At 39.7% G+C, this 12360-nt stretch carries 11 protein-coding genes and 2 pseudogenes; 4 read left to right on the forward strand and 9 right to left on the reverse strand.

The genetic code is table 11. The features are described 5' to 3' along the window. The 5 genes and pseudogenes from FGQ53_RS03700 to FGQ53_RS03720 all read right to left on the reverse strand — a co-directional run. Nucleotides 1-101 (reverse strand): annotated as a pseudogene (locus FGQ53_RS03700) (IS5/IS1182 family transposase); the annotation flags it as partial. A gap of 32 nt (nucleotides 102-133) precedes the next feature. Continuing rightward, nucleotides 134-793: pseudogene (locus FGQ53_RS03705) on the reverse strand (phosphate ABC transporter ATPase); the annotation flags it as partial. A gap of 137 nt (nucleotides 794-930) precedes the next feature. After that, the gene (locus tag FGQ53_RS03710) at nucleotides 931-1788 is read right to left on the reverse strand and encodes a bifunctional methylenetetrahydrofolate dehydrogenase/methenyltetrahydrofolate cyclohydrolase (protein ID WP_171019071.1); all 858 of its coding nucleotides are present in this window, start codon (nucleotides 1786-1788) and stop codon (nucleotides 931-933) included. 154 nt (nucleotides 1789-1942) lie between these two features. After that, on the reverse strand, nucleotides 1943-2677 hold the full coding sequence (locus FGQ53_RS03715) for an amino acid ABC transporter ATP-binding protein (RefSeq protein WP_000140954.1): 735 nt from the start codon (nucleotides 2675-2677) through the stop codon (nucleotides 1943-1945). Continuing rightward, nucleotides 2677-3360, reverse strand: a complete 684-nt coding sequence (locus FGQ53_RS03720; RefSeq protein WP_138335868.1) for an amino acid ABC transporter permease — start codon at nucleotides 3358-3360, stop codon at nucleotides 2677-2679. The genes FGQ53_RS03715 and FGQ53_RS03720 overlap by 1 nt, the downstream gene beginning before the upstream one ends. Before the next feature lie 190 nt (nucleotides 3361-3550). On the opposite strand from FGQ53_RS03720, the gene FGQ53_RS03725 reads away from it, so the two are divergent. The 4 genes from FGQ53_RS03725 (at nucleotide 3551) to FGQ53_RS03745 (ending at nucleotide 7211) form a co-directional block, all read left to right on the forward strand. Continuing rightward, entirely contained in the window at nucleotides 3551-3781 is a 231-nt protein-coding gene (locus FGQ53_RS03725; protein ID WP_000443570.1) for a DUF1797 family protein, read from the forward strand. A gap of 230 nt (nucleotides 3782-4011) precedes the next feature. Beyond that, a complete protein-coding gene (locus FGQ53_RS03735) occupies nucleotides 4012-6270 on the forward strand; it encodes an ATP-dependent Clp protease ATP-binding subunit (RefSeq protein WP_138335870.1) in 2259 nt (752 codons plus the stop codon). Between the two features lie 130 nt (nucleotides 6271-6400). Beyond that, entirely contained in the window at nucleotides 6401-6853 is a 453-nt protein-coding gene (locus FGQ53_RS03740) for an NUDIX hydrolase (protein WP_138335872.1), read from the forward strand. A 58-nt stretch (nucleotides 6854-6911) separates the two neighbouring features. Beyond that, nucleotides 6912-7211: a DUF1827 family protein gene (locus FGQ53_RS03745; protein WP_000767197.1), complete on the forward strand. Its 300-nt coding sequence runs from the start codon at nucleotides 6912-6914 to the stop codon at nucleotides 7209-7211. Nucleotides 7212-7385: 174 nt separating this feature from the next. On the opposite strand, the gene ezrA is transcribed toward FGQ53_RS03745, so the two are convergent. The 4 genes from ezrA to FGQ53_RS03765 form a co-directional block, all read right to left on the reverse strand. Beyond that, nucleotides 7386-9113 carry a septation ring formation regulator EzrA gene (gene ezrA, locus FGQ53_RS03750; protein ID WP_138335874.1) on the reverse strand — a complete coding sequence of 576 codons (1728 nt, stop codon included), beginning with the start codon at nucleotides 9111-9113 and terminating at the stop codon, nucleotides 7386-7388. A gap of 80 nt (nucleotides 9114-9193) precedes the next feature. Beyond that, entirely contained in the window at nucleotides 9194-11140 is a 1947-nt protein-coding gene (gene gyrB, locus FGQ53_RS03755) for a DNA topoisomerase (ATP-hydrolyzing) subunit B (protein ID WP_138335876.1), read from the reverse strand. Nucleotides 11141-11154: 14 nt separating this feature from the next. Then, nucleotides 11155-11718, reverse strand: a complete 564-nt coding sequence (locus FGQ53_RS03760; RefSeq protein WP_171019072.1) for an HAD family hydrolase — start codon at nucleotides 11716-11718, stop codon at nucleotides 11155-11157. 85 nt (nucleotides 11719-11803) lie between these two features. After that, the gene (locus FGQ53_RS03765; protein WP_138335880.1) at nucleotides 11804-12358 is read right to left on the reverse strand and encodes a DJ-1 family glyoxalase III; all 555 of its coding nucleotides are present in this window, start codon (nucleotides 12356-12358) and stop codon (nucleotides 11804-11806) included. Between the last annotated feature and the right edge of the window lie 2 nt (nucleotides 12359-12360).

Raw genomic sequence — 12360 nt, forward strand, 5'->3', positions numbered from 1 at the left:
AGACAATCAAGCATCAGTTGAAACGTCGCTTTTTTAACACCTATCAACAATTTGAAATTCTCTGAGTTTAATTTTAAGGCTTTTTCGTATGTTGTTTCCATAGCTTTAGTATACCACTTTTGAGTTACCGAACAAGTCTACTAAATAAATTCAACATGTCCTTAATTTTTGCAACATGGTAGCCATCAAAAATATAACCAGTAACTTTAATCAAATCTGTATAGATAAAATGAAAACTCACTCCAGGAATAAACTTGTCTTGTAATTCTTTCTCTGAAGGAGCTCGACCTAAAAAACGCTCCATCGCTAATCGATAACCAGAACTTGTATTTGACCACCCTAACATGACATAGTCAAAATAATCTATCGGATCCGATGCAGCATTTCGACTATCCAAAACCAACTCCTCAACATCTCGCCCAAAGGCTTTCACAGCAGATAAGAGCAGACCTGTTTTAAAGATAGAAATCGCTGCATCTATAGTCGTAGTATGACTACAGTAGTCTGAAGTCACTAACCTCTTATGTAGATCATAAGTTGAGGCTACTCTTTTATCTGTAGGGGTAAATGGTGGCAGAAAGGGATGCTGACAGATGTAATCTAAAATTTCTTTTTTTAAACAAGAATCAGCACACTCAATACTTGTTTGACGTTTATGAAGTTTTTCGTAAGCTATAAATTTAGCAATTTTTTCTAATTCCCACTCTTGAATATTTGGATAATCAATTAGTGCTAAGTAGTATATCCCATCCCATTGTAAACTATATTCTCCATTATAAATTTTTAAAATCATCTAATCACCTCACTCTATTATACAACAAAAAGGAGGCTCAGACCTCCTTTTGTAATCTTATATCTAAAATTTAATACTCATTTCTGCCATTTTAGATATAGCTATAGAAAATATACTATCTTCCGCGAATGTTTCTTTTATTTGCTATCCAATGTCCGAAGTGCTGCTTGATAAGTTTGCTCCATTAGCATAGTAATGGTCATAGGACCAACGCCTCCAGGAACTGGTGTGATGTGGCTAGCAAGTGGGGCAACTGCCTCATAGTCAACATCTCCACAGAGCTTGCCATTTTCATCGCGGTTCATACCGACATCAATGACAACCGCACCTGGTTTGACAAAGTCAGCAGTCACAAACTTAGCACGACCGATTGCGACTACAAGAATATCTGCTTTCGCAGCCACCTTAGCAAGATTATGGGTGCGTGAGTGAGTCAAGGTCACTGTTGCATTCTTAGCTAATAACAACTGGGCCATGGGTTTACCGACAATATTTGAACGGCCGATTACGACCGCATTTTTACCTTCCAAGTCAATCCCATATTCATGAAACATTTCCATAATTCCTGCAGGTGTTGATGGAATCATAACTGGATGTCCAGACCAAAGACGTCCCATGTTTAAGGGATGGAAACCATCCACATCCTTTTCTGGGTCAATGGCTAATAAAACCGCCTCTTCATCGATATGTTTTGGTAATGGCAACTGGACCAAAATCCCATGCCAAGCTGGATCTTGATTGTATTTAGCAATCAAATCTAACAGCACCTCTTGAGTAATAGTCTCTGGAACTCGCACTACTTCGCTACGAAAACCAGCCGCAATGGCAGAACGTTCCTTGTTGCGAACGTAAACTTGGCTTGCTGGATTGTCTCCCACCAAAATCACTACCAAACCAGGCACTAGACCTGTTTCTTCCTTTAATTTTGCAGTCTTTTCAGCCAACTGCCCCTGCAATTTGGCCGCTAAAGCTTTCCCATCAATAATCTGTGTCATATCACTTCTCTTTTCTTTCAAATATCTTCCATTATACCAAAAACTGCTAGTTCCCTCTAACACTTCTTTCCTAGGCAATCCTATAGTTTCAAACTATAAGAAAAAGCTCTGGTCGAGCTTTTCACTAATCTTGTCTTGCAAATTTCAAAATAGATTATAAAACCTTACTCAAGAAGTCTTTAGTCCGTTGTTCTTGGGTTTGTTCAAAAATCTGCTCAGGTGTCCCATCTTCAACAACCACACCGTCTGCCATAAAGATAACACGATCTGCTACCTCACGGGCAAATCCCATCTCATGTGTTACGATAACCATAGTCATTCCTGACTTGGCAAGGTCTTGCATAACAGCTAGAACTTCTCCAACCATTTCAGGGTCCAAGGCTGAAGTTGGCTCATCAAAGAGCAAAACATCTGGTTCCATTGCCAAACCACGCGCGATGGCAATCCGTTGTTGCTGTCCACCCGACAGACTCTGTGGATAAGCATCTGCCTTATCTGGCAAACCAACTTTTTCCAACAACTCTTGGGCTCTCTTCTCAGCCACTGCCTTGCTTTCACCTTTGGTCTTGATAGGTGACAAGGTAATATTTTCCATCACAGTCATATTAGGAAAGAGATTAAATTGTTGAAAAACCATGCCCATCTTCTCACGCATGGCAAACAGGTCATTCTTCTTGTCCGTAATATCGACTCCTTCAAAGATAACCTTCCCTTTGGTTGCTTCTTCCAACAAATTCATAGAGCGAAGCAAGGTAGATTTCCCACTCCCTGAAGGACCGATGATAACGACAACTTCTCCTCTTTTAATCTCGAGGTTGATGCCCTTCAATACTTCATTCTTTCCAAATGATTTATGTAAATTTTCGATTTTTATCAAGGTTTCTGTCATTATTTCTTATCTCCTTGTCCCATACGTTTTTCAAAAGCTTTCAAGGCTACTGTCAAAATAGAAGTCATAATCAAGTAGTAAAAGGCTGCAAATAAAAGTGGGGTCAGAGGTAGATAGGTTGTTGTAGAAACTGTTGTAGCCCCATTCCACAACTCCATGACCCCAATAGCTGATAAGAGGGAGCTGTCCTTTATAATGGTGATAAATTCGTTCCCCAATGCTGGCAAGATATTTTTGATAGCTTGTGGCAAAATCACATAGCGCATCGCATTTTTAGGACGAATCCCTAGCGAATAAGCCGCCTCTAGCTGACCTTTTGGAACAGCATTGATTCCGGCACGAACAGTCTCAGAAACATAAGCACCACTGTTCATAGAGATAATCAAAATCCCTGGAATCAGACGAGAAAAATCAACACCCAAAATCCCAACCTGAATAGTCGGAGCATTGATATGTATAAGGGCAAAGGCAATCATAATCTGAACCATCATCGGTGTTCCACGGAAAATCCAAACGTACAAGTTGGCCAGCCAGACAAGCGGTTTAAACTTTGAACATTTCCCAAAAGCCAAGACAACACCCAAAATAGTTCCCAAAAAGACAACACAGATAGAAATGAGAACCGTCACGACAGCCCCATAGTTAAAATAAGGTAAATACTTAGGTAAAAAAGAAAAATTCATAGTCACACTGCTTTCTAAAATAGAATACTGTATGATTATAACATGTATTGAATTAAAATTCAAATCTTTTATCCAATTTATTCAAAAAAACTTTAAGCTAGTAGAATTAGCGAGAAATCTTAGTTTTTTCTAGTCAAGTTGGCCTCCTTTATGGTAAAATAGTAACGATAAGAAATGAAGGAGAATCAAAATGGAATCACATTTGGTTAGAATCATCAACCGTCTTGAAGCAATGGCAAAAGACGGCGGAAATTTAAAACGTAATTTTGAACGCGAAGGAGTTGTTGTTGCAGAAGTTGCATATAGCCACGACGAAGAAAACGGGTCAATCTTTACCCTTCGTGATGTAGAAGCTCGCGAAACGTATACTTTTGATAGCATTGACTTGATTGCAATGGAGATTTACGAACTTCTCTACTAATCTAAAACAAGCCGGGATTACACCCTGCATGTCTAACCAAAATCCTTTTTGTCTCACAAATAGGATTTTTTTATAGTCCAAATTCACAAAGATTTTCATAGTAACAACTTCTCAAAGCTGCAATCTTTTTACTTGCTTTACAGTCCAATCCTGTTATAATGAGAGTATAGAAATTTGACTATTTTTGACCTTTAAACAGGTCAGGCTAAAGAAAGAAATGAGGTAGATGTATGCTTTGTCAAAACTGTAAAATCAACGACTCAACAATTCATCTTTACACCAATCTCAATGGAAAACAAAAACAAATTGACCTCTGTCAAAACTGCTACAAGATTATCAAGACTGATCCTAACAATAGTCTCTTTAAAGGTATGACGGATTTGAACAATCGTGACTTCGATCCCTTTGGTGATTTCTTCAATGATCTAAACAATTTCAGACCTTCTAACAACACTCCTCCGACTCCTCCAACCCAATCAGGTGGAGGTTACGGTGGAAACGGCGGTTATGGTTCCCAAAATCGTGGATCTGCTCAAACTCCGTCTCCAAGCCAAGAAAAAGGCCTGCTAGAAGAATTTGGTATTAATGTAACCGAGATTGCCCGTCGTGGCGATATCGACCCCGTTATTGGGCGCGACGATGAGATTATCCGTGTCATCGAGATTCTCAATCGTAGAACCAAGAATAATCCTGTTCTTATCGGTGAGCCTGGTGTCGGAAAAACTGCCGTTGTCGAAGGTCTAGCTCAGAAAATTGTTGATGGCGATGTTCCACATAAACTCCAAGGTAAACAAGTCATCCGTCTGGATGTGGTTAGCTTGGTTCAAGGAACGGGTATCCGTGGTCAATTTGAAGAACGTATGCAAAAACTCATGGAAGAAATTCGCAAACGTGATGATATCATCCTCTTTATCGATGAAATCCATGAAATTGTCGGTGCTGGTTCTGCGGGCGATGGCAATATGGATGCAGGAAATATCCTTAAGCCAGCCCTTGCTCGTGGGGAACTGCAACTGGTCGGTGCCACTACTCTCAATGAATACCGTATCATTGAAAAAGATGCTGCCCTAGAGCGTCGTATGCAACCTGTTAAGGTCGATGAACCGACCGTAGAAGAAACAATCACTATTCTCAAAGGCATTCAAAAGAAATACGAAGACTACCACCACGTTCAGTATACCGATGTCGCAATTGAAGCAGCTGCAACTCTTTCCAACCGCTACATCCAAGATCGCTTCTTACCTGACAAGGCCATTGACCTCCTAGATGAAGCAGGTTCTAAGATGAACTTAACCTTGAATTTTGTAGATCCTAAAGTGATTGATCAGCGCTTGATTGAGGCTGAAAATCTCAAATCTCAAGCTACACGAGAGGAAGATTTCGAGAAGGCCGCCTACTTCCGCGATCAGATTGCCAAGTATAAGGAAATGCAAAAGAAAAAGGTTACTGACAAAGATACTCCTATCATCAGTGAGAAAACAATTGAACACATTATCGAGCAGAAAACAAATATCCCTGTTGGGGATTTGAAAGAGAAAGAACAATCTCAACTCATCCATCTAGCTGAAGACCTCAAGTCTCATGTTATTGGACAGGACGATGCTGTCGATAAGATTGCCAAGGCTATTCGCCGTAATCGTGTTGGACTTGGGACCCCTAACCGCCCCATTGGAAGCTTCCTCTTCGTTGGGCCAACTGGTGTCGGTAAGACAGAACTTTCCAAACAACTAGCCATTGAACTTTTTGGTTCTGCTGACAGCATGATTCGCTTTGATATGAGTGAATACATGGAAAAACACAGCGTTGCTAAGTTGGTCGGCGCCCCTCCAGGTTATGTTGGCTACGATGAGGCTGGGCAATTAACTGAAAAAGTCCGACGTAATCCCTACTCTCTTATTCTCTTAGATGAAGTAGAAAAAGCCCATCCAGATGTCATGCATATGTTCCTTCAAGTCTTGGACGATGGTCGTTTAACAGATGGGCAAGGACGTACCGTCAGCTTTAAGGATGCCATTATTATCATGACCTCAAATGCAGGTACAGGTAAGGCCGAAGCCAGCGTTGGTTTCGGGGCAGCTCGCGAAGGACGTACCAACTCTGTTCTTGGTGAACTCGGTAACTTCTTTAGCCCAGAATTTATGAACCGTTTTGACGGCATCATTGAGCTCAAAGCTCTCAGCAAGGATAATCTCCTTCAGATTGTCGAGCTCATGCTAGCTGATGTTAACAAGCGACTCTCCAGCAACAACATTCATTTAGATGTGACAGACAAGGTCAAGGAAAAATTGGTTGACCTCGGCTATGATCCAAAAATGGGAGCCCGCCCACTTCGTCGTACCATTCAAGACTATATAGAGGACGCAATCACTGACTACTACCTTGAAAATCCAAGCGAAAAAGACCTCAAGGCAGTTATGACCAGCAAGGGCAAGATTCAAATTAAGTCTGCCAAAAAAGCTGAAGTGAAAATTTCTGAAACAGAAAAATAAATCCTATAGAAAAGGAGTAGAAAATGAAAATTTTCTGCTTCTTTTTTACTAAAATAACTGTAATTTCTTGACAGCTTGCCCTTTGTCCATTAAGATAATAATAACGATACTAGATAATGAGGAAAATGCAATGTCAAACCCAACTTTCGGAGAAAAAAAAGCGAATACAAATTATGTTGCACGCTATGGAGTGTATGCAGTTATCCCTGACGCTGAACAAAAACAAATTGTTCTTGTTCAAGCACCTAATGGCGCTTGGTTCTTACCAGGTGGTGAAATTGAAGCAGGTGAAAATCATCAGGAAGCCCTAAAACGTGAATTGATTGAAGAGCTTGGATTCACTGCTGAAATTGGTACCTATTACGGACAAGCTGACGAATATTTCTACTCTCGTCACCGTGACACCTACTACTACAATCCTGCTTACCTCTATGAAGCTACCTCTTTCAAGGAAGTTCAAAAACCACTAGAAGACTTTAATCATATTGCCTGGTTCCCTATTGACGAGGCTATTGAAAATCTCAAACGTGGTAGCCATAAATGGGCCATCCAATCTTGGAAAAAACAGCATAAGATTGACTAAATCAAGCGACTTTATTCAAAAAGTGCTATAATAGAACTAGAAAATCGGAGGAAATGTTATGAAGCTTATCAATACGACAAACTCACACTCGCAACTTGTAAAAAGCCAGCTAGAAAGTACAGATGCAACCCTTGTTGAGGTCTATTCTGCTGGAAATACTGATGTTATTTTTACCCAAGCTCCGCTTCACTATGAAATCCTCATTTCAAATAAACACCGTGCTATTCGCGAAACCGAAATCGAAGCCATCCAAGAATTTTTCTTGAAACGTAAAATTGATAAGGACTCTATTGATGAGGCCAATATCAAAACACTCTACTCAGAAAAATTAATTGGGATTTCGATTCCAATCAAATAAAATTTTGGAGAGATTAGAAAGCTATTGAACCTTCTAGACCAAACATAGGTTCTGACTTGCTTTTTAAATCGTCTCCAATTTTTTATCTTGAGATCTCATCATACAAGATTTTATAGACAAATAATAAAAAAGATTTGGTTCTGCTTCTCACAAAATCAAATCTTTTTTATTATTTTAGAAACGAATTGTCTCACGTGTTTTTTCATATGAAGTAACAAAACGGTTGGTTACACCAGGCTCTGCCACTTCCAATGCTTGAGAAATCTTGTCAAATGAAGCGTGATAATCAAATTCTTTCTCAAAAATGTCCAAAGCTTCATTAAAGGCTTCTTGAATGCGTTCATCAAATGAGCGGTAACGGTTAGAATATTGTAAGAGTTGCTCTGTCAAGGTTGCATACTGAACAATATTATAAGTTTCCGTTTCTAAAGCTTCCATATCATTCGTTGCAATTTCCAAAACACGGTTAACTGACTCTATATTGACCAATTTTTGTTCTAATTCAGCCATTAAATCTTCCGTATTATTACTTGCTGTAAAGAATAACTTCAAGAAAGTTTGTGGAATACCAGGTAGGTTCCGTTTTTCCATATATCTCTTGATTGTATGGAGACGATTAACATATACATTTGCCTTTTGACGTGCATTGATATCATCTTTCTCAATTCGTGCAAGACGTTCACTAACTGAAATCTGTTCATCTTCAATCTCTTTAAGATTTTCCTGTAAAGATTCAAGATTCTCTTCAAGAATTGAATAAGCTTGAGTTGGTTCATCTTGATTTGAAGTTGCCTCAACAATAGCAGTCTCAAAGTTTTCTAATTCACCCTGTAAACGACGAACATGACTTGCATCTGACTCAGAAAGTAAATAGTTCTTACTCAAACGCTCAATATCTTCTATCAATAAAGCATTATTTTCCTTCATATGTTGCAGATAAGTAGGAAGTGTTGCTACAAAACCTTCTACCACTTTCTGTGCCGCAATTTCTCTTGTAAAGATATCGTAAAGTGCATTAATCTCTTCTTGGATTTGAGTATTTTCGTACTCGGCATTATCCAATTCTAGTTGCGCAATATTCTCATGATTTTTCTTGAGAGCTTCATGAAGCAATTGGAAACGAGCTTCGATATCCGTTTCAGCAAAATGATAATTAGCATCTAAAAGCTTACGGTAGCCATCTTCTAAATCTTCCAGCTGATCAGGTAGCTCTTTAGATAATGTTGTTACAACTGCTGGTATACGATCAACAATATGTGTCAAAGCCAAGATATGATTTTCAGCATTATCCAAAATCACAGCAGCTTCTACTGGGTCACCAGACGAATTTAAAGTTACAAACTGAGAAAACTCTGATTGGATATTTTCCAATTGTTTTTCGATTTCAGACAAACCTTGTCCATATTCTTCAGAATGATCAGCAACTCGGTGTTGCAACTCTTCAAACAACTCCAAAGTATGAAGAACACGTCCACTATTTTTAGACTCTTGTTTCTCCAAATCTGCCAATGCATTGCGAATTGCCGCAATATCTTCTTCAATCAAAGTAATTTGGCTCTCGATTTGGTCAATTTGATGACTAGCTTTGAAAAAACGGAATGAGTTGTTATAACCTTCTGCCTCGAAAAGATTATTTTCGATATCGGCAAAAGAGTTAAGAGATAGATCAACCCATTTTTGGTTCCATTCACGGAAAGTCACCTGACTTTGTCCAATCAAGTGCATATTTTTTACAGCTTCAACTTCATCATTAACTGGAAGATTGTACAGTTCTTCTTTTTTCTCTTCTAAAATTGCTAGTTTACTTTCATTGCGTTTCCTTACATAGATTGCGATAGCATAAGCAATGACCAATAAAACTGCAACTGCAATTATTAAATAAATTACTAGTCTAGCAGACATATTAAACTCCTTTTTTACTTGAAACAATCGTAACGATTATATCATATTTTTTAGACCAAGGGAACTACTTCTCCCGATTTTTAGACATCCAGTGTACTATAGACGGCATTTTCTTCGATAAATTCACGACGAGGCTCTACTCGATCCCCCATTAACATATCAAAGATTTTATCTGCCTCAGCTGCGTCATCCACAGAAACTCTGGCCATCAAGCGATGCTCGGGATCCATTGTTGTTTCCCATAACTGATGATCGTCCATCTCACCCAAACCTTTATAACGCTGAATGGTTGGTTTGGCACGTCCTTCACTATGGCGAGTCAAGGCTTCTTGGAGTTTAATTTCTTGATCTGCTCCTGGCTGAATATATTCTTTAATCTCGCTTCCAACCTTGATACCATAGATTGGTGGTTGGGCGATATAAACATACCCAGCTTCTAGAATTGGTTTCATATAACGATAAATCAAGGTTAAAAGAAGGGTACGAATGTGGGCTCCATCGACATCGGCATCGGTCATCAAAACGAGTTTTTGGTAACGGGCTTTCGAAACATCAAATTCTGCTCCAAATCCTGTTCCCATGGCTGTGAAAAGACTACGAATTTCTTCGTTAGCAAGAATCTTATCCATGCTGGCCTTTTCAACATTCAAAATCTTACCGCGAATTGGAAGGATAGCCTGGAATTCACGGTTACGACCCGATTTGGCCGATCCACCAGCTGAGTCTCCTTCGACGATGAAGAGTTCTGTTTCAGCAGGATTGTTAGAAGAACAGTCTGCTAGTTTCCCTGGAAGGTTGGAAATTTCCAAACCAGATTTTTTACGAGTGACTTCACGCGCACGCTTGGCAGCCACACGAGCCTTAGCAGCTAAAATCCCTTTTTCCACGATACGTTTAGCAATCTGTGGGTTTTCCATGAGGAAATCGGAGAAAGCATCACTGAAGAGGCGATTGGTAATCTTGACCACTTCGCTATTCCCCAGTTTGGTCTTAGTTTGTCCTTCAAACTGTGGATTTGGGTGTTTAACTGAAATCACCGCAGTTAATCCTTCACGAACATCTTCCCCTGTTAAGTTGTCCTCATTGTCTTTTAGTAACTTATTCTTGCGAGCATAATCGTTGATGACACGTGTCAAGGCTGTACGGAAACCTTGTTCATGCGTTCCACCTTCATGTGTATGAATATTATTGGCGAAACTCATGACATTTTCATGGTAACCAGTTGTGTACTGCATGGCTACCTCAACTGTGATATCATCCATCTCACCGTCTGTATAGATTGGTGTATCAAAGATTACATCCTTGTTCTCGTTGATATATTCAACATAACTAGCAATCCCACCTTCATAATGGTAATGTTTGGTTTGTTCCAAACCTTCGCGCTTATCTGTGATGGAGATTTGAAGACCGCGATTTAGAAAGGCCAACTCTTGAATCCGTTTATTTAATTTATCAAAATCAAATGTTGTTGTTTCAGTGAAGATTTCTGGGTCTGGTGTGAAGTGAACCGTTGTTCCAGTTCTATCCGTATCTCCAACCACCTCAAGGTCTGCAACAACACGACCACGACGATATTCTTGGTAATGAATTTTACCGTTTTTGTGGACATGAACGTCTAATTGAGTGGATAGGGCATTAACTACTGATGACCCTACTCCGTGAAGACCACCTGAAACCTTGTAGCCGCCACCGCCAAACTTTCCTCCAGCGTGCAGAACAGTAAAGACAGTTTCCACGGCAGGTCGGCCTGTTTTTTCCTGAATATCGACTGGGATACCACGCCCATCATCAACAACAGTAATCGAATTATCCGGCTCAATAAAAACTTGAATATGGCTGGCAAATCCTGCCAAAGCCTCGTCGATTGAGTTATCAACAATTTCCCAGACTAGATGGTGAAGACCTTCTTTTGAGGTTGATCCGATATACATCCCTGGACGCATACGAACAGCCTCTAGGCCCTCTAAAACTTGAATTTGACTGGCATCATAATCCTGTGCCTGCAGATTTTTAATTTCTTCTGTCATCTTATTCCTTTTTCTTACATGTCTAATACTTGTCTTAAATTCACGATACTGGTAAACAAGTGGGTATCCAATCCTGCAGCTTTACCTGCTTCAATATCAATCGGCCGATCGCCAATGACAAGACCAGAGCAAATCTGATATTTTTCTCTCAAATAAATCATGGACTCAGGATTCGGTTTTCTCTTAAAGCCTGAGCTAGAAGTGACCACTTCTGTAAAATAGGTTGCTATAGAGGTTTTTTCTAAAATTTCCAAGACCTGATCATTTCTGTGAGAAACCAAGAAATGACGCCCACCTTGATTTGAAATGTCTTCCAATAAGTCAGAAACTCCTTCAAATAAAATCGGATGTTCAAGCTCTCTGGCTTCATTTTCCTTGTACTTTTCTAAAAAATGTTCTAAGTTGGGTGCGAAAGTCTCAATCGCAAAATCAGTAGAAACCTTTAAAGCTTGATAGACGCTGTCATGGTCTTGTGTGATACCATACAGTGCCAATGTTTCAACAAATGCAGCTGTTGAAGTTTCATAGTTATCCAGTAAAGTTCCACCTAAATCCCAGATATAATCGTGATATTTCATAGCTTTCATTATACCATTTTTTCGTTAAAAAAGCGATGATTTCCCTGAGTTTTCCACATAAAAAAACGAGAGGTTGACTCCCGTTTTACTGATTTTTACCAAAGACATCTCGATAGAGCATCCCTGTTCGTAAACCCTCTGCGTCTCCTCCTAATTGCTCCACCAACTCGTAGGAAAAGGCAAGGGCTGTCGAGGGACCTCGACTAGTTGTCAAATGTCCATCTACCACTACTGTTTCCTTGACGTATTGACCATCAAGAATTTGCTCTTGAACGCCATCATAGCAAGTGTACTGCTTGTTTTTCAATAGCCCTGCTTGATTGAGGGCAATCGGCGCTGCACAAATGGCTGCTATTTTTTTGCCCTCTTTATCGAAGCTTTTCAATTCTTGAATTAAGACCTGATTGTCACGCAAATGTGCAGAACCAGGCATCCCTCCAGGAAGGACAATCATGTCATAGTCTGATAAATCACCATCAAAGACACGATCTACTCTTACTTGGATTGCGTGCGAACCTGTCACTTGCTCTTCAAAACCAACCATATCACAAGTGATATTTGCACGACGCAAAACATCCACAACTGTCAAAGCTTCAATTTCTTCAAAGCCCTGAGCCAACATAACGGCTACTTTAACCATGA

Origin of the sequence: Streptococcus mitis, from assembly GCF_005844455.1 — a bacterium.
In the GTDB taxonomy this organism is placed as follows: Bacteria; Bacillota; Bacilli; order Lactobacillales; family Streptococcaceae; genus Streptococcus; species Streptococcus mitis_BF.